This is a genomic window from Nocardioides pocheonensis (assembly GCF_003725535.1).
Taxonomy (GTDB): Bacteria; Actinomycetota; Actinomycetes; order Propionibacteriales; family Nocardioidaceae; genus Marmoricola; species Marmoricola pocheonensis.
Genome location: NZ_RJSF01000040.1, coordinates 530490 through 546874 on the forward strand (window position 1 = coordinate 530490; position 16385 = coordinate 546874).

16 protein-coding genes, 1 pseudogene and 2 riboswitches are annotated in these 16385 nt (G+C 72.1%); of the genes and pseudogenes, 11 read left to right on the forward strand and 6 right to left on the reverse strand.

The features are described from left to right. Nucleotides 1–21 precede the first annotated feature (21 nt). On the forward strand, nucleotides 22–1239 hold the full coding sequence (gene cbiE, locus EFL26_RS13385) for a precorrin-6y C5,15-methyltransferase (decarboxylating) subunit CbiE (RefSeq protein WP_123223348.1): 1218 nt from the start codon (nucleotides 22–24) through the stop codon (nucleotides 1237–1239). Further along, a complete protein-coding gene (gene cobM / locus EFL26_RS13390) occupies nucleotides 1236–1988 on the forward strand; it encodes a precorrin-4 C(11)-methyltransferase (RefSeq protein WP_123223349.1) in 753 nt (250 codons plus the stop codon). Before cbiE ends, cobM begins: the two co-directional genes overlap by 4 nt. Here the strand turns inward: cobM and EFL26_RS13395 are convergent. Genes EFL26_RS13395 through EFL26_RS13405 form a run of 3 tightly spaced genes read right to left on the reverse strand, consistent with a single transcriptional unit; the run spans nucleotide 1978 to nucleotide 4984 of the window. Beyond that, nucleotides 1978–3480 (reverse strand): precorrin-2 C(20)-methyltransferase, encoded by a 1503-nt coding sequence (locus EFL26_RS13395; protein WP_123223350.1) that lies wholly within the window; start codon nucleotides 3478–3480, stop codon nucleotides 1978–1980. The genes cobM and EFL26_RS13395 overlap by 11 nt on opposite strands. Then, nucleotides 3477–4136: a precorrin-8X methylmutase gene (locus EFL26_RS13400; RefSeq protein WP_123223351.1), complete on the reverse strand. Its 660-nt coding sequence runs from the start codon at nucleotides 4134–4136 to the stop codon at nucleotides 3477–3479. The genes EFL26_RS13395 and EFL26_RS13400 overlap by 4 nt, the downstream gene beginning before the upstream one ends. Next, nucleotides 4133–4984: a nitrite reductase gene (locus EFL26_RS13405; protein WP_123223352.1), complete on the reverse strand. Its 852-nt coding sequence runs from the start codon at nucleotides 4982–4984 to the stop codon at nucleotides 4133–4135. Before EFL26_RS13405 ends, EFL26_RS13400 begins: the two co-directional genes overlap by 4 nt. A gap of 56 nt (nucleotides 4985–5040) precedes the next feature. Continuing rightward, nucleotides 5041–5172: riboswitch (cobalamin riboswitch) on the reverse strand. A 24-nt stretch (nucleotides 5173–5196) separates the two neighbouring features. Here EFL26_RS13405 and bluB point away from each other — a divergent pair. The 5 genes and pseudogenes from bluB to EFL26_RS13435 all read left to right on the forward strand — a co-directional run bounded on the left by bluB (nucleotide 5197) and on the right by EFL26_RS13435 (nucleotide 10138). Further along, a complete protein-coding gene (gene bluB, locus EFL26_RS13410; protein ID WP_123223353.1) occupies nucleotides 5197–6885 on the forward strand; it encodes a 5,6-dimethylbenzimidazole synthase in 1689 nt (562 codons plus the stop codon). Between the two features lie 19 nt (nucleotides 6886–6904). Continuing rightward, nucleotides 6905–7332 (forward strand): annotated as a pseudogene (locus EFL26_RS25000) (histidine phosphatase family protein); the annotation flags it as partial. A gap of 105 nt (nucleotides 7333–7437) precedes the next feature. Further along, a riboswitch (cobalamin riboswitch) is annotated at nucleotides 7438–7611 on the forward strand. 26 nt (nucleotides 7612–7637) lie between these two features. Continuing rightward, nucleotides 7638–7838, forward strand: coding sequence for a CbtB domain-containing protein (locus EFL26_RS13420; protein ID WP_123223355.1), 201 nt, complete (start codon nucleotides 7638–7640; stop codon nucleotides 7836–7838). A 4-nt stretch (nucleotides 7839–7842) separates the two neighbouring features. Further along, nucleotides 7843–8577, forward strand: a complete 735-nt coding sequence (locus EFL26_RS13425) for a CbtA family protein (RefSeq protein ID WP_123223356.1) — start codon at nucleotides 7843–7845, stop codon at nucleotides 8575–8577. Nucleotides 8578–9700: 1123 nt separating this feature from the next. Further along, nucleotides 9701–10138, forward strand: a complete 438-nt coding sequence (locus EFL26_RS13435) for an SRPBCC family protein (RefSeq protein WP_123223357.1) — start codon at nucleotides 9701–9703, stop codon at nucleotides 10136–10138. Here the strand turns inward: EFL26_RS13435 and EFL26_RS13440 are convergent. Continuing rightward, nucleotides 10130–10408, reverse strand: a complete 279-nt coding sequence (locus tag EFL26_RS13440; RefSeq protein WP_123223358.1) for a hypothetical protein — start codon at nucleotides 10406–10408, stop codon at nucleotides 10130–10132. The genes EFL26_RS13435 and EFL26_RS13440 overlap by 9 nt on opposite strands. A 408-nt stretch (nucleotides 10409–10816) precedes the next feature. Here EFL26_RS13440 and EFL26_RS13445 point away from each other — a divergent pair, with 408 nt between their 5' ends. The 3 genes from EFL26_RS13445 to EFL26_RS13455 are packed head-to-tail and all read left to right on the forward strand — an operon-like array spanning nucleotide 10817 to nucleotide 14184. Next, nucleotides 10817–11578 carry a hypothetical protein gene (locus EFL26_RS13445; RefSeq protein ID WP_183408177.1) on the forward strand — a complete coding sequence of 254 codons (762 nt, stop codon included), beginning with the start codon at nucleotides 10817–10819 and terminating at the stop codon, nucleotides 11576–11578. 15 nt (nucleotides 11579–11593) lie between these two features. Next, nucleotides 11594–12541, forward strand: coding sequence for an ABC transporter ATP-binding protein (locus EFL26_RS13450; RefSeq protein ID WP_123223360.1), 948 nt, complete (start codon nucleotides 11594–11596; stop codon nucleotides 12539–12541). A 5-nt stretch (nucleotides 12542–12546) separates the two neighbouring features. Continuing rightward, nucleotides 12547–14184: an ABC transporter permease gene (locus EFL26_RS13455; RefSeq protein WP_123223811.1), complete on the forward strand. Its 1638-nt coding sequence runs from the start codon at nucleotides 12547–12549 to the stop codon at nucleotides 14182–14184. Nucleotides 14185–14231: 47 nt separating this feature from the next. Here the strand turns inward: EFL26_RS13455 and EFL26_RS13460 are convergent, their stop codons facing one another. Together EFL26_RS13460 and EFL26_RS13465 are read right to left on the reverse strand one after the other, a co-directional pair. Further along, a complete protein-coding gene (locus tag EFL26_RS13460; protein ID WP_123223361.1) occupies nucleotides 14232–14834 on the reverse strand; it encodes a hypothetical protein in 603 nt (200 codons plus the stop codon). A 29-nt stretch (nucleotides 14835–14863) separates the two neighbouring features. Then, a complete protein-coding gene (locus EFL26_RS13465; protein WP_123223362.1) occupies nucleotides 14864–15262 on the reverse strand; it encodes a VOC family protein in 399 nt (132 codons plus the stop codon). Nucleotides 15263–15382: 120 nt separating this feature from the next. Here EFL26_RS13465 and EFL26_RS13470 point away from each other — a divergent pair, with 120 nt between their 5' ends. After that, nucleotides 15383–16372 (forward strand): AraC family transcriptional regulator, encoded by a 990-nt coding sequence (locus EFL26_RS13470; protein ID WP_246000177.1) that lies wholly within the window; start codon nucleotides 15383–15385, stop codon nucleotides 16370–16372. Nucleotides 16373–16385 lie beyond the last annotated feature (13 nt).

Consider the following 16385-nt stretch of genomic DNA (forward strand, 5'->3'; position numbering starts at 1 on the left):
GTCACGATAGCGTCTGCGCCCATGACCAGCAGCGGCCGTCCGAGGATCACGGTCGTCGGCATCGGCGCCGACGGCTGGAACGGCCTGCCCGAGGCGGTCCGCACGATCGTCGAGGGTGCGCCCGTGCTCCTCGGCGGCCGCCGGCACCTCGGCATGGTGCCGCCGGTCGCGGGCCAGCGTCGTGAGCGTTGGCCGTCGCCGCTGCGCGCCGGCGTGGCGGACCTCCTCGACCGGCATGGCGATGTCCCGGTGGTGGCGCTGGCCTCCGGCGACCCGCTGCTCTCGGGAGTCGGTACGACGCTCGTCGAGTTGCTCGGCGCCGACGCGGTCGACGTGGTCCCGGCGATCTCCTCGGTCGCTCTCGCGCGTGCCCGGATGGGGTGGGCGGCCGAGTCCAGTGACGTGCTCACGCTGGTCGGCCGCGACGCGGAGCTGCTCGTCCGCGAGCTCGCCCCCGAGCGACGGCTGCTGGTGCTCTCCTCGGACGAGTCGACGCCGGCGCGGGTCGCCCGGCTCCTGACGGCTCGCGGATACTCCGAGAGCCGGATGACGGTGCTGGGCGACCTCGGCTCCCCCGAGGAGACCCGGGTCGAGGGGACGGCCGGCACCTGGAGCGCCACCGTGTCGCGGCTGCACGTGCTCGCCCTCGACCTGTCGGGTCCCGTGGTCGGCTCGTGGACCGCGGGGCTGCCGGACTCGGCGTACGAGCACGACGGCCAGCTGACCAGGCGCGACCTGCGCGCCTCGGCCCTCGCCCGGCTCGCCCCGCAGCCGGGGCAGCTGCTCTGGGACATCGGCGCCGGAGCCGGCTCGGTCGGCATCGAGTGGATGCGTGCCCACCCGACCTGCCGTGCCGTGGCGATCGAAGCCGACGCGACCCGCGCAGCCCGGATCACCCGCAACGCGGTGACGCTCGGTGTGCCGGGGCTCGACGTGGTCGAGGGACGCGCCCCAGAGGCGCTCACCGACCTGCCCGCCCCGGACGCGGTCTTCGTCGGCGGCGGGGCCACGACGCCGGGCCTTCTCGGGCTCTGCCTCGCCGCGCTGCGGTCGGGCGGACGGCTCGTCGTGCACGGCGTGACGCTCGAGACCGAGTCGCTCCTGGCAAGGGCGTACGCCGACCACGGCGGCGAGCTGACCAGGATCGCGGTCGAGTCAGCCGCCCCTCTCGGCTCCTTCACCGGCTGGACCCCGGCCCGTGCCGTGATCCAGTGGGCCATGACGAAGGAACAGCCATGACCGTCCACTTCGTCGGCGCCGGACCGGGCGCGGCCGACCTGATCACCCTGCGCGCCGCGGCGATGCTCTCCGCCGCGGACGTGGTGCTCTACCCGGGCACCTACCTCGACACCGAGGTGCTCGGCCACTGCCATCAGAGCGCCCGGATCGTCGACACCCAGCACCTCGACCTCGACCAGATCGTCGACGAGCTCGCGACCGCGCACGGCGCCGGGCACGACGTGGTGCGACTGACCTCGGGAGACCCCTCGCTGTACTCCGCCGTGGCCGAGCAGACCCGGCGCCTCGACGAGCTCGGGATCGACTGGGACGTCACGCCCGGCGTGCCGGCGTACGCGGCTGCGGCGGCGATCGTCGGGCGCGAGCTCACCGTCCCCCTGGTGTCCCAGTCCGTCGTCCTGACCCGCGTCCGGGCCCGCTCCACGGCGATGCCGGCGACCGAGGCACTGGCCGGCTTCGCGGCAACCCACGCCACCCTGGCGCTGCATCTCGCCATCACTCGCACCCGTGAGGTGATGGCTGAGCTGGAAACCGAGTACGGCGCGGACTGCCCGGTCGTCGTCGTCCACCGGGCCTCCCAGCCAGAGCAGCTCGTGCTTCGGGGCACTGTTGCCGAGATCGCCGACCAGGTCGAGGCGGCCGAGCTGCGCCAGGCCGCGATCATCCTCGTCGGGCGCGCACTGGACCCCGGCGCCGGAGGCGAGTCCTACCTCTACGACCCGACCCGCAACCGCACCCTCAAGGGCTGACGAATCGCGCGGTCCACACCCGGCCCGCTTCGGTCACCCGGGTGTGGGACGAGCCGACGATCAGCAGGCACTTCATGTCGATCGAGCCCGCGTCGAGATCGGCGAGCGTGGTCGCGACCAGCGACTCCTCGGCCCGGCCGACGTCCCTGCCGACAACCACCACGCGGTCGGCCGGCAGGATCTCGAGGAGCAGCTTCTGCGCCCGCACGACCTGTTCGGTCCGGGTGCGCGACGCCGGGTTGTAGATCGCCAGCACCAGGTCGGCCTCGGCGATCGCGCGCAGGCGCTGCTCCACCACCGGCCACGGCTTGAGCCGGTCGGACAGGCTGACCACCGCGAAGTCACCGCCGATCGGCGCTCCCGCCCGCGCAGCGACGGCCTGGACGGCACTGACCCCGGGCAGCACCCGGACCGGCACATCGGCGTACTCGGCGGCTGCCTCGAAGACGGCGGCCGCCATGCCGAACACCCCGGCGTCACCACCCGACACGACGGCGACACGCTCGCCGGCACGGGCCAGCTCGAGGGCGTGCCGTGCTCGGTCGACCTCGACGGTGTTGCCCGAGGCGTGGCGGGTGAGGCCGGCGCGCTGGGGCACCCGGTCGACGTACGGCGCATATCCGACGACGTGGTCGACCTCTGCCAGTGCGGCCGCGACCTCGGGGGTGAGCCAACGGTCCGGGCCGGGCCCGAGCCCGACGACGAGCAGCTCGCCGGGCCGGCCGGTCGGGCGCGGCGTCGGCACCGGTGCCCGGCGGCCGGTGGGCTCGTCCTGGACCGAGTCCCCGGGCACGACGACCAGCGAGAAGTAGGGCACCGAGGTCGGGTCCACGTCAGCCACGGGCAGCCACCGCTCGGCAGGCATCGAGGCGCGCTCGACGTACATCGCGTGCTCCAGCCGACCCGCCTGGCGGAGCGCCTCGACGACCCCGGGGAAGCGGCGGCCGAGCTTCATGATGATCGCCCCGTCGGTGTCGGCCAGGCGCCGGGTCAGTTCGGGCACGGTCAGGGTGCCGGGAAGCACGGTGAGGACGTCGGTCTGCCGCACCAGGGGCGCGGCAAGGACGGCCGTCGCCGCAGCGAACGCCGGTACGCCGGGCACCACCTCGGTGGGGAACCGGTCGGAGAGTCGGTCGTGCAGGTACATGAACGATCCGTAGAACAGCGGGTCGCCCTCGGCGAGAACCACGACGTCGCGGCCCGCCTCCAGGTGCGTTGCCAGACGCGACGCGCACTCTTCGTAGAACTCGGTGATCAGACCGGCGTACCCGCCCGGGTGGTCGGTGCTGCCCGTGGTGATCGGGTAGCGCAACTCCTCCTCGACCGCGCTGTCCGGGATCAGGGAGGCGGCGATCCGGCGGGCGTTGGACTCCTTGCCCACGCCGGCGTGGAAGGCGATCACGTCGGCCGACTCGATCAGCCGGGCCGCCTTGCGCGTGATCAGCTCCGGGTCGCCGGGGCCGAGTCCGACCCCGTAGAGGTGTCCGGTCACTCTTCCTCCTGGGCGAGGGCGTTGAGGGCCGAGGCGGTCATCGCTGAGCCGCCGCGCCGTCCACGGACGGTCAGGAACGGGATGTCCAGACCGTGGTCGTCGGCCAGCGCCGCGAGTGCCTCCTTGGACTCAGCGGCCCCGATGAAACCGACTGGACAGCCGATGATCGCCGCCGGCCGCGGGGCACCGTCGAGGAGCATCTCGAGGAGGTGGAACAACGCGGTCGGTGCGTTGCCGATGGCGACCACGGCCCCTTCGAGCATCGGCTCCCACAGGGACACCGCGGCCGCGGAGCGGGTGGTGGCCCAGTCGCGGGCGAGCACGACGGCACGCGGGTCGCGGAGGGTGCAGACCACGTCGTTGTCCCGGGGCAGCCGGGCTCGTGTGACGCCCGAGGCGACCATGTGTGCGTCGACGAGGACAGGGGCTCCGCTCTGGAGGGCGGTGCGGGCAGCCTTGACGAGCCCGGGATGAACGACGAGGTCGCGGGCCAGGTCGATCTGCCCGGTGCCGTGCACCATGCGGACCACGACCCGTTCGGCGTCGGCGGGCAAAGAGGTGAGGTCGGTCTCGCGGCGGATGGTCGCGAACGAGTCGCGGTAGATCGCCGGACCGTCGGCCTCGTAGGGATAGCGCCGGGTCGGGGGCGCGTTCATGTCGGCACCACGACTCCGCGCCAGGGCGTGATCACGAGCTCGGTCTCGCTACCGGCGAGCTCGGTGACGAGGGCTGGTGTGAGCACTCCCTCGGGTACGGCGACGTGCTCGGCGCCAGGATGGGATCCGAAGCCCAGCGGCGGCCCCGGCTCAGGCAGGCGCGGGTCGGGTGCGACCTGCCGACCCAGGGGAGTGGCCAGCTCGGCCACGTGCCACGGTGCTCCCGCGCCGGTTCCCCGCGCGGCGAGGAACTCACGGGCGAGGGACGCGAGCGCCTGGGACGAATCGTCCAGCGAGACCACCGGTCCGAAGGCCGCACCGATTCTGAGCTGCGCAGACCGTCCGTCGAGCGCGACCAGGCCGAGATCCTGCTCACGGGTCAGGAGGTCGCCGCGGCCGTCGTCGAGAGCGAACAGGAACCGGCCGGGCAGGTCCCCGAGACCGGGGTCGGCCAGGAGTGCGGCGTCCAGGGACGCGGCCACCAGCCGCAGGTCGGCACGCCCGCCCGCGATCCCGGTCAGCGGCGACACCAGCACGTTGCGCGCGAGGTCGTGAGGACGCGAGGGCAGCAGCCCGGTGTTCTCGATCGCAGCCACGACCGTCGTCGACAGGGAGCCGCTGTCGAGCGGAAGGGCGCGCAGCTGCAGGTTGGCCCGCGCGGTCAGGTGCAGGTCCCCGTCGCCGTACTCCTCAGCCACCCCGCTCAGTGCGACGAGCGAGGTCGACGAGATCCGTCCACCGACGAGACGCACCCGGACCAGGCCGCCGTCCGCGGCCGGCCACGGGCGGAGGACGCCGGGGCAGCGGTCGCGTCGGGTCCGCGTCGGGCGGGTGCGGAGAGGAGCCACGCGAGGTTCCTTCGAGGTCTGGGGCTCGTGCGCGAAGCCCGCGGGTGACCCGACGGCGGTTGCCGCAAGGGCCAGCAGGTCTTCGGACTCGGGACAGGTCCCATACCGCTGCGCGTCAGTCCCGGACTCTCACCGGGTTCCCACTGCTGGCGTGCGCAGGCTACCAAGCCGGCGCGGACGACGAACGTCGAGGACTCCTACACTCCGGGCTCATGACCTGGAACCGGCCTGTCCCGCTGATCGGCGATCGGACGTCGGCGGCCGAGCGCGCTGCCGAGGTCCGGGCGTGGGCGTTCCCCGAGGCCGAGCGGCAGGCGTTCTACGACGTGCTCCGGGAGCGGCGCGACATCCGCCGCTACCGGCCGGACGCGGTGCCGGACGACGTCCTCGACCGGGTGCTCACCGCGGCCCACGTCGCTCCGTCGGTGGGCCACAGCCAGCCGTGGCGATTCATCGTCGTCGCCGATCCCGGCACCCGCGAGCGCGCCGCCCGGATGGCCGACGAGCAGCGCCTCCGCCAGGCGGCCCAGCTCGAGCCGGACGCGGCCCGGCGGCTGCTCGACCTCCAGCTGGAGGGCATCCGGGAGGCACCGCTGGGGATCGTCGTGACCTGCGACCGACGTACCTCCGCGGAGGGAGTGCTCGGGCGGGCGACGTTCCCCGACGCGGACCTGTGGTCGTGTGCCTGCGCGATCGAGAACCTCTGGCTGGCCGCCCGCGCCGAGGGACTCGGCGTCGGCTGGGTGACCTTGTTCGACCCGCTCGAGCTCGAGGCGCTCGTCGGTGTCCCCGACGGCGTGGTCACGCTCGGCTGGCTCTGCCTCGGCTGGCCCGACGAGCGGCCGCCCGAGCCTGGCCTGGAACGGGCCGGCTGGTCCCGTCGCCAGCCGGTGGGCGAGGTCGTGCTCCGAGAGCGGTGGAGCGAGGACACCGCGGCCCCGGTCTCGCACCTGCGCGCGCCCGACAGCCGGGAGGTCGTCGGCGCCCGCGACCGGGCCGATGCGCTGCTCACCACACCGGGGTCGCTCGGCATCCTCGACCGGTACGTCGACCGGGTCGAGGCCGCGGCGGCGGCTCGTTCGGACCGCGCTCTCGCCGGGACACTGCTGCTCGTCGCCGGGCGGCATCCGGTCGTGGCTCACGGCGTCTCCGCCTACGGACCCAGCGTCACCGACGACGTGCTCGCCGCCTCCGACGTCGGCCAGTCCGCGGGCGCCGCTGCCGCGCGTGCGGCCGGCCTGACGTTCGCGGCTGTCGACGCGGGCTCCGCCACCGGTGACCTGGCGCACACCGACCCCCTCCCTGCCGAGGAGGTCGCCAGGCTGCTGGCGTGGGGCCGCGCACTCGGTGCCGAGGCAGCGGCCGAGCACGTACTGCTGGCACTCGGCGAGGTCGGCATCGGCAACACCACGGTCGCTGCGGCCCTTGCAGCGGGGCTTCTCGGGCTGTCGCCCGACGAAGCGGTCGGCCTCGGCGCCGGCGCCGACACGGCCATGGTGCAACGCAAGACCGCGGTGGTCGCGCAGGCGCTCGCCCGTGTCGGCTCGGGACCACTCACCCCCGAGCAGGCGCTCGCGGCCCTGGGCGGTCCGGAGTTCTGCGTGCTGGCGGGAGCCGTGCTGGGCGCTGCGGAGGCGCGAGCGGTCACCGTCCTCGACGGCCTGGCCACCTCCGTCGCCGGCCTCGTCGCGGTCCGGCTGGAGCCAGGTGCGGCGGCCTACCTCGTCGGTGGCCAGCGCAGCCGGGAGCGCGCGCACGAACGCGTGCTCGAGCACCTCGGCCTCGAGCCGCTGCTCGACGTGCGACTGCGCGCTGGGGAAGGCGTCGGCGCAGCCTTGGCCTCGGGCTTGTTGCTCAGCGCCCTGCAGGTACGCCGCACCATCGGTCGCACGTCTCCGTGACGGTACCGAGGGCGGGCTGCTGCTCGTCCGGCACGGCGAGTCCACCTGGAACCGCTCCCGCCGGGTCCAGGGCCAGACCGCCCACCCGCGCCTGACCCGGCGCGGCCGTGCCCAGGCCCGGGCGCTGGCCGCCACCCTCGGGCCGCTCGAGGTGACCCGGATCCTGACCTCGGACTGCGGCGCGCGACCCAGACGGCGGCCGTCCTCGGCATCACCGTGGGGATCACCCCGGAGCCGACGCCGCTGCTCCGCGAGCGCCACTGGGACGCGTGGCAGGGCCGCTCCCGATGTGCCGCCGAAGCACAGGCGCACACCCTCGCGCCCCACGAACGCCTCGCCGGCGGTGAGTCGGTCTGCGACGTGCGCGAGCGGGTGGAAGGCCTGCCGCGGCAGCTCGGCGATCAGATCGGGGTCGTCGTACTCGTCACGCACGGCGACGTGATCGCGAGCCTGCTCGGCACCGAGGTTCCGTCGAACGCCTCGGTCCATCGCCTGTCTCTCGCACCCTGGGACACTCCGGCCCCTGCCGCCACCCTGGTGCCGGAATGTGCAAGGGTGTGCCCACGTCGTAGTGCACGGGAAGCCGGTGAAATTCCGGCGTGGTCCTCGCCACTGTGACCGGGGAGCCCCCTCCCACCCATGTCACTGGCACCGCAAGGTGCCGGGAAGACGGGAGACGGGTGTCGATCCGGAAGCCAGGAGACCGGCTATGACGCGATCTGTCCACGAGGCATGGAAGGAAGGGTCATCTCATGGCCGACATCTCCCCGGCATCCGCCACCACCCCCGTCACGCACGTGCCCGCCTGGGCCTGGGCACTCGCCGCCGTCGCGGTGTTCGTGCTGTACCTGCTCACCCAGGAGAACGGCGCACTGCTCAGCGCCGACAAGGCGATGTACCTGCACGAGCTCACCCACGACGCCCGTCACGCGCTCGGCGTGCCCTGCCACTGAGCCGATGACCTTCCCCGCCTTCTTGAGGCGAGGGGCCGCTGCCGGGGCTGCCGGGGGATTCTCCGCTGCCCTGGTGGAGTGGCTCGTCGTCGAACCTGTCATCCGCCGCGCCCTGCTCGTCGAGGACGCCCGCGCCGCCCGCCACCACGAGCATGAGGTGCCGTTGGTGACGCGCACTGCCCAGTTCGGGGCCGGCGGCGTCACCGCGATCGTCGTCGGCGTGATCTTCGGCGTCGTGTTCACCGTGGTCTTCGTCCGGTTGCGCGATCGCATCCCCGGTACGACGGACCTCGGCCGTGCGCTGGTCCTCGCGGTCACCGGCTTCGCCGTGCTCACGCTCCTGCCCGCCCTGCACATCCCGGCCAACCCGCCGGGCGTAGGGGACCACGAGACCGTCAACGAGCGCACGCTGATCTACGTGCTGACGCTGCTGGTCGGCCTGCTCGGCGTCGGGGCAGTGAGTGCGGTCGACCGTCGTCTGCGCCGACGGGCCACCGACCCGGTGCGCCAGGCGCTCGACATCGTCGTCGGAGTCATCTGGGCTGGTGGCGCCCTGTTGCTGCTCCCAGACTCACCCGACGCTGTGCCCGCCGACGTACCGGCCGGGCTGCTCTGGGACTTCCGGCTGGCCTCGCTCGCCCAGCTCTCGATGATGTGGCTCGTCGTCGGCGTGGTCTTCGGACTCCTCGTGGACGCCCGCACCCTGCGGCCTCAGCGAGTTCCGCAGCTGACCGCGTGACGGTGCGGATCCGGGTGTGTCACGACTGCTGTTGTGGCACACCCGAGAAGCATCCCGATGTCGACCACGATGCTCTGCTGAACGACCTCGTCGAAGGAACCCGCGGTCTGGCCGAGGTGAGCGTGACCAGCTGCCTGCTTGCCTGCGACCGCTCCAACGTCGTCGTGGTCTCACCAGGGCCGTACTGGTTCGGGCGAGTCGTGACGCGCCAAACGATCGCCGAGCTCGTGGCATGGGTCGGCGCGGGCGGGCCGAAGGCCCCACTCCCTGACGCGCTTCAACAGCACAGGTTCCAGCCGAGGCCGGTCGACGCGACGGTGGCCGGCCTCGGCGCAGCACCGGGAGGCCGAAACGGTAGGTGGGCCTCCTGCTCTGAGGCGAACGCAGCCGGCGCGTAGGTCGGAGCGAGCTGTCGTCGCGAGGGCGACGCCTCAGCCATTTACGGGCGCGCGCCACAAGGTCTCCGGTCGCGGATCGACTCCCGCCCGTGGGCGACTCGCCTCGAGCACGGGACACACAGGTATTCGCCGTCCGAAGGACGCGATCTCCCAAGCCATCTCGATGGTGTGCCGTCGTGCCGCCGAGGCGCGCTTTCCCAGACCGGATCCTGGCTCGTGACGAGTTCCTCCACTTCGTCAAGCCGCCAGCTCCGCCAGCTCCGCCGGCTCCGCCGGCGGAGCGGCTGCGGGCGGCGCTGGCGCGCCGTCCTCGCCGCATCGGAAGGAGACGTGGGCATGAGCGAGCCCGTCCCCGACGACCCGATTGTCCGGCCGCCGACCGACGCGTCAAGGCCGCATTCGCGTCGCTACGCGATCGAGCAAGCTCGAGCCTTGACCCGTCGACCGGCGCCCTGGTCGAGCTGGCTGTCGGGGACGGGGGAGAGGTGGGAGGAGTCCGCAATCAGTCCGCACGCGGACTGAGAACCACTCGAAAACGACGACCCCCACCAGACGGAATGCCCTTGTTTCTAGGCGGATTCCGTCTGGTGGGGGTCGTCTCCGTCCGCTCGGATCGGCCTCATGATCCTTGGGTCGGGGGCTCGAGCACCACCCGCCCTACCAGCGCAGGTGGATCATCACCTCGAGAAGGTGGAGACTCAGCCCACCGACACGAAGGACGCACGATGCCGACAACAAGGTTCACGGTCCACACGAGCATGTCCCAGGCCGACGTGTTGGGTCTGCTGACCGACTTCGGGCCCGACCGAGCCAAGCACTGGCCGAACGTCGACGAGGCGCACTTCACGGTGCACGAGCTGGGCACCGACTGGGCCGACGTCACCGAAGGCACCGCGATGGGCTGGGAGCGAGAGCGATACACCTGGGACTCCGTCGCGGCCACCGTCTCGATCGACACCGTCGACTCGAACCTGTGGGGGCCGGGCAGCGGCTGGCGTTATCAGCTCACGCCGACCGACGGAGGGACCGACGTGCACGTGACGCTGACCCGCACACCCAAGTCGTGGCGCGGCAAGCTCGTCGGAGCGTTGATCCCGATCGTCGGAGCGCGCGTCCTCGGGCGACAGTTCCAGTCGGTGCTGAGGAACGCAGAGTCACGCTGACGGCGACGGTCCCGCACCGGGGCCGGAGTGCTCGCCCGAGCGTGCATACCGCGCGCACCAGACCACGACGGCACCTACCTGCACCACCATCGCGAGCGCGATGACGGCGGCCACACCGGTCGGCCAGCCCCTCGCCTCTACCCCCACCATCCCGACCACGAGGAAGAGCAGCAGGACAGTGCCGCGGACGATGCGCACCACGAGGAACGTCCGCAGGATCCGCCGGCTCGTCTCGGCGTCGAGGCCGTCCGGGACATCCCGGTGCGTCATCCGTCGATCCTAGTTCGCGCCGGCGCCGCCCCGACGGTCCCAGGCGCCGGAACGGGGCGGACCGCTTCCTGCGTGCGGTGCCCGTCGGCATGCGATCTGGTGCCCTTCGACTCTGGGACAAGGTGCCGGCACGAGGGACAGTGGCCTCGTCGACGGATGCGGGTGAGCGTGATGACGCAGGTCGTGCCCGACAGGTTGGTGCCCGAGCGATTGCTGCTGGGGCAGATGAGGTTGCCGGGCTGGAGGCGGTGGGCGCTCCCCGCTGCTCTTGCCTGGGCCTTGTGCTACGGATCGTTGCGTGCCGTCTGGGCCCTGACGGGTGCCCCGTCCCCGCCCCCGGTCGACAGCGACCTCATCGGGTTCACCGGCTGGTGGGCGGTCGGGCTGTGTGCCGCCGCGGCAGTGGTCGTGGTTGCGCTCGAGCGCTCCGGGTGGTCGCTCGCGCTTGCCCTGGCGGCCTGGGCGGTGGCAATCGCCCTGGCGGTGGCGAGCGGGGTGGTGCTGCTGGACGTCGTTGGCCTGCTCTTGCCCGGTGTCGGCGTGAAGGTGTCCCTGGCTGCGTTTGCCAGCCGCGTGGCGTGCCTCTCCGGCGCTGCGCTGGTCGGCACGAACGTGCTGTCCTACCAGCGTCATTGGCACGACGCCTGCCTCGTGTGCGGCAGCACTCCGGGAACGGTCCGCCTGACGCGGCCGCCGCGCTGGGCGTGGGTGGCGGTGTGGGCCGCGGTTGCCGGCTGCGTGGTGCGGCTGCTGGCGCAGCTCGCCGTGGGGTTCGGCAGCGAGCTGCTGGAGGGCGGTGCTCCGGCGCTGATGTTCGAGGTGGGATTCCTCCTGGCCGGGACGGTGTTGCCACTGGCGCTGGTCTGTCGCTGGGGTCGTGTGTTCCCCGGGTGGCTGCCGGTCCTGGCAGGTCGACGCGTGGCGCGCTGGTGGGTGCTGGCTCCCGCGGCAAGCCTGGGTGTGGGCATGACCGCCTACTTCGGGATCTCGATCGTGAAGCTGGCCGGCCAGACCCTGACCGGCACCTGGGACCAGGGCTTCGACGGGTATCCGTTGTGGTTCTTCTGGCTCGCCGTGCCGGCCTACCTGACCTGGGGGCTGGGGCTGGGTGTTGCCGCATTCGCGTACCAACGGATCACTCGACCGGTGTGCAACGTCTGCGGCAGGTGAGGAAGAGGTGAAGAGATGAGCAGTGGCCCGAACGTCGACACGACCGATCGCACCTCCGCGATCGCTGCTCGCGGCCTGGTCAAGGACTTCGGTTCCACGAGGGCGCTGGACGGCCTCGACCTCAAGGTCCTCACCGGGGAGGTCCACGGCTTCCTCGGCCCGAACGGAGCCGGGAAGACGACGACGATGCGCATCCTGCTCGGGATGCTGCACCCCTCCGGCGGCGGGGTGACCCTCCTCGGCGGCAACCCCTGGCGCGACACTGCGGCCCTGCACCGTCGGCTGGCCTATGTTCCGGGCGAGGTGAACCTGTGGCCGAACCTCACCGGGGGCGAGGTGATCGACCTGCTGGCTGACCTGCGTGGCGGCCTGGTGCCCGCACGCCGTACGGCGCTCCTCGAGCAGTTCGAGCTCGACCCCACCAAGCAGATCCGGTCCTACTCCAAGGGGAACCGGCAGAAGGTCGCGCTGGTGGCGGCGTTCGCCTCGGACGTCGAGCTCTACCTTCTGGACGAGCCGACCTCGGGTCTGGACCCCCTGATGGAGACGGTGTTCCAGGACGTCGTGCGGGCGGCGCGCGACCGCGGGCGCACGGTGCTGCTGTCGAGCCACATCCTCTCCGAGGTCGAGGCCCTGTGCGACCGGGTCACGATCATCCGCAACGGGCGCGCCGCCGAGACCGGGACCTTCGCCGAGCTGCGGCACCTCACCCGCACCACCGTGGAGGTCGAGACGACCCGACCGCCCGAAGACCTGGCGGCTCTCGCCGCGGTGCACGACCTGGCCGTCGAGGAGAACAAGGCCCGGTTCAGCGTCGACCCGGGCGACCTGAACACGGTGCTCGAGACACTGGTCCGGTACGACGTCCAGAGCCTCGTCAGCACGCCCCCGACTCTGGAGGAGCTGTTCCTGCGCCACTACGGTGACCAGCTCGACCGGTCGGCGACCCTCCAGGCGGTGTGATCGCGATGCGCATCCTCACCAGAGCCGACTTCGCAGGCACCGTGCGTCTCACCCGCCTCGCCGCACGCCGAGACCGGTACACCCTCGGCGCGTGGTGCGTCGGGCTCGGGCTGTTCGTCGCGGCGACCACAGCGATGTTCACCACCAGCCTGGCCCTGCACGAGGACCTCGTGCGGGAGACCCGAATGGTGGCGACCAACACCGGCATGCGCCTGCTCGGGCTGACCTCCGGCCCCTCCGCGGGCGGGTACATGCTGCACCGAGAGTTCGTGACCCTGGCCGTGCTCGCCGCGCTGATGAGCACCTTCGCCATCATCCGGCACACGCGTCAGAACGAGGAGCTCGGCCGCGCCGAGATGCTCGACTCCACCGTGGTCGGCCGGTACGCCGGCCTCACCGCAGGCGTCCTGGTCGCCGTGGCCGCCGACCTCGTCCTCGCCGGGGTCCTCGGTGTCGCGATCCTGGTCGCCGGACAGCCCGTCGAGGGAGCGTTCCTGGCCGGCGCCTCGGTGGCCGCGGTCGGTCTGGTCTGGGTCGGCGTCGCCGCTGTCACCTGCCAGCTGTCCTCGACCACCCGGGGCGCCTCCGGCATGGCCGCTGGCGCCCTCGCCATCGCCTTCCTGCTCTCCGGAATCGGCAACATGGCGGGCACCGTGGACAGGACCGGTATGCGGGTGACCAGCGATTGGCCGGCGTGGCTCTCGCCGATCGGCTGGGGTCAGCAGACCCGACCGTTCGGGGGCGCCCACTGGGCCCCCTTGCTCCTCGCGGTCCTCGCCCTCGTGGTCATGCTGATCGTTGCCGTCCTGCTCGAGTCCCGTCGCGACGTCGGCCGCGGCCTGTGGCCCGAGCGTCGCGGCCACCCCGCCGCTGCTCGTACCCTGCTCAGCCCGGTCGGGCTGACCTGGCGGCTCCAGCGCGGCGCGTTCCTCGGCTGGGCCACGGTCCTGACGATGTTCGGCCTGATCTTCGGCAACCTCACCGAGCAGATCCAGGGTCTCACCGGCCACGCCAAGGACTGGTGGACGCAGACGGGCGGCACCGACCAGGTCGTCGACGCCTACCAGGTCTCGATCATCCAGATGGCCGGCATGTTCGTGGCCATCTACGTGGTCCAGGTGCTGCTGCGGATGCGGGTCGACGAGACCGGCGGCACGCTGGAGTCCGTGCTGGCCTCCGGGGTCACCCGGGCGGGCTGGCTGTGGGGCCACGTGGTCAATGCCGTCCTCGGAGCGGTGGCCCTCATGGTGCTGTTCGCGGTCAGCATGGGCCTGACCACCGGACAGGTGCTCGGCGGTACCGGCCGACAGGTCGTCGACCTCGTGTGGGCAGGCCTGGTGCAGATACCCGGAGTCCTGGTGGTCGGCGCCGCCGTGGTGGCCGTCGGCTGTGTGCTGCCACGCTGGTCGGTCCCGGTCAGCTGGGCGCTGATGCTCTTCATGTTCGTCGCGGGTCCCATGTTCGGACCGAGCCTGAAGCTGCCGCAGGTCGTCCAGGACCTGTCGCCGTTCACCCACAGCCCGCAGGCGCCCGCCGTGGACGTCACGGCCGGACCGGTACTGGCCCTGAGCGCGATCGCCCTGGGCCTCGCCGTGGCCGGGCTACTGGTGCTGCGACGGCGCAACCTGGCGCTGCCTGCCTGACGGAGTGGCTGCGCGGCCCGCCCTCGGCTCGGCGGGCCGCGCCTGCGTCACTGCACCGGGTTCGCCAGGTTCCAGACCCGGTGACTCACCTGCTCTCCGTGGAGCGCCGCGGCCTCGAGCGGCACCGCGATCGCGTCCCCTCGGGTGATGGCTGCATCGATCGCTGCCCGCGTGGTCAGGTGCTCGTCGGCGGCGGCCCTGGACGTGAACAGCACGACGATGGGCTCGAGCGCGACGTGGAAGCCTGCCCCGCGCAGCTGCGCCACGTGGTCGTGCCCGATGACCCCGGCTCCGTAGACGCCAGGCTCCATGGCTTGGGCGACTCCGGCGATACCGGGCCCGTGGTCGGGGCAGGTGTCCACCGGCGTGTGCGGGCAGATGAGCTGACCGACGGTCGAGCCGGTCGGGTAGACCGGCAGGTACAGCGGCGCCTGCGCCTCGGCGTCGCTGTGCAGCCCGGCGTGCTGCGGGGTGCTGATGAACCCGATCGCCCCGGCGTTGTCGGCGTCGTACACCGGCTCGACCACGCTCTGGCCGAGGACCCGCTGGCCGCTCGGTACGCCGCTCGCGACCGCGACCCCGCCGATCGTCGCGGCGGCGAGGGTTAGGGCCAGCAGGCCGGCGGCCATGATCTTCCTGAGGTGCTTCACTGGTGCTCCTGTGGTCTTGACGGGACGGATCATGCGGGCGGCGCGAAGAACTCGAGGGCGATGCCGTCGGGATCACGGAACGACACCCCGGACCCGTAAGAGGCGTCTTTCACGGCGCCGTGCTCGATGCCGAGCTCGTCGAGGCGTGCAGCCCACTTCTCGAGCTCGCTGCGGTCCGCGACGCCGAACGCGACGTGGTCGAGGCCGACGCGGAACTCGCTGAAGGCCTCGGCCGGGGCGGCAGTGCCGTGCTGGTGCAGGCCGATCAGGGTGCCGGTGCCGACGACCCACACGGTGTGGTGCAGGTCGGGGTCGGTGTCCTCGTCGATCGCTGGTTCGGCACCGAACAGCGCGCCGTACCACGGGCCGCTCACGGTCAGGTCGCGCACGGTCAGAGCGACGTGGTTGAGGGGCGGAAATGCAGTCATGTCAGTCCTTCATTCGGTGGAATAGTGGTTCCACCGAGTCTGCTGACGAACTCTCGGACGGCCCATGACCGGGCAACCGCTTCGGCTAGCAGGGACACCGAACCTGCGATGGGTGAGCGCGTGGACGACCTGACCGAGAGTCTGCCGACGACCGCACTCGACTCCACCCTCGAGCAGCTCCGCCTCGAGGGTGCCATCTTCTTCCGGGCCGAGTTCACCGACGAGTTCGCCTTCGAATCGGCTCCGTTGGCGTTCGCCGCAGCCCTCACGCCGCATGCCGATCGGATGATCCTCTTCCACATCGTCGCGGCCGGCTCGTGCTGGGTGGCGGTCGACGACGGCGTCCGGCACTGGGCGTCGGAGGGCGACGTGATCGTGATGCCGTACGGCGACCGCTACGTGCTGGGTGGCCGCACGCCTGTCGATGCGCCCACGTTGCTGGACCTGCCGCAGCCTCCGCCGTGGGACGACATCCCGGTGGTGCGTCAAGGCGGCGGCGGCGAGCGTACCGACGTCGTGTGCGGTTACCTGCACTCCGAGCACCCCCTCTTCGATCCGGCGATGAAGGCTCTCCCTCCTGTCTTCGTGGTCCGCCTGCCCGACGGACCTGCCGCGAGCTGGGTGCGGGCGAGTGTCGCCTACGCCGTGGAGGCGGCTGCCCCGTCGAACCGGAGCCCCACGGTGCTCTCCACCCGGCTGCCCGAGCTTGTCCTCATGGAGGTGCTCCGTGCGCACCTGTCCACGGCGCCGTCGAGCGACCGCGGCTGGCTCGCGGCTCTTCGCGACCCGGTGCTGGCACCTGCGCTGTCGGTCATCCACGGAGCACCCGAGCATCCCTGGACCGTCACCGAGCTCGCCCGGCGTACCGCGGTGTCGCGCTCGGTGCTTGACGACCGGTTCCGCCAGGTACTGCACCAGTCTCCGATCCGCTATCTCACCGGGTGGCGCATGCACCTGGCCGAGGACCTGCTCGGCAGCACCGACCTCACGGTCTACGACGTCGCCCGGCGCGTCGGGTACCGGTCGGAGGAGGCGTTCAGCCGAGCTTTCAAGCGCGAGCGCGGTGAGGCGCCCGCCCACTGGCGGGCTCGACGTGCGCACCTCGCATAGGCGACGAACAGCG